The organism is Escherichia sp. TW14182, assembly GCF_000208525.1.
GTDB classification, from domain to species: domain Bacteria; phylum Pseudomonadota; class Gammaproteobacteria; order Enterobacterales; family Enterobacteriaceae; genus Escherichia; species Escherichia ruysiae.
This window is the reverse complement of the sequence record NZ_AEJZ01000307.1, coordinates 1-697: the sequence shown is the minus strand read 5'-3', so window position 1 is coordinate 697 and position 697 is coordinate 1. Positions and strand designations below refer to the sequence as shown.

Here is a 697-nt window from a genome sequence, read left to right as displayed (position 1 = left end):
TTTTTTGCGCTTTTTCCATATATGAATAATTATTCCTCACTATCAAAGAAAAACAATGGTATCACTATGGAATGGATTAACTGCATTATAGATAGCTCATTTCGTTTTGAACCATAATCTACATGGTGTACAAAATTTGTTACATACACACATCCCTCTTTCAAACACAGACCCTTTTCGAAGGAGGGAGTCTTGAATTCTGACAGAGAATATTCCATGAACGAACGATATACTATCCCTTCTAAATTATCCGGATTCTCGAACTTACCATTATATATGGTGGTTGCCATCTGGGGAAAAAGAAACAAGCAACTTCTGACAACAAAAGATGTAGCCCGGGCGTTTTCCCTTACTCAACAACAAGCCACTGATGTGATAAATTATATTTACAGAGAAGGAAAAAAATATATAAAAAGTGAAAAGACAACCATTTTTTGCATTATCAATGGAGTAAAGACTAAAGTACGGGCACTAAAAATATTAGATGTTGTAATAATACCTTTGCCAACAGAATCAAACAGACTGAAACAGCAGAGAATATCAGAACAGAAATCGCGCTCCTCAGTAAAAAGAAATTCTCCAGAAAAAAAAGATGAGCTCAGAGTTATTCGTCAATGGATGTGTCACCGTCGGACAGGAGAAACTTACAGCAAAATGAAAAATACTGTTTGAATTGAGAGGAGAGAATCACAGTCAT

1 protein-coding gene is annotated in these 697 nt (G+C 35.3%); it reads left to right on the top strand.

Annotated elements, in window-relative coordinates; all coding sequences use genetic code 11:
- Window positions 1–216: 216 nt before the first annotated feature.
- A complete protein-coding gene (locus EQY_RS23990; protein ID WP_001005790.1) occupies window positions 217–672 on the top strand; it encodes a CaiF/GrlA family transcriptional regulator in 456 nt (151 codons plus the stop codon).
- The last annotated feature ends 25 nt before the right edge of the window (window positions 673–697 follow it).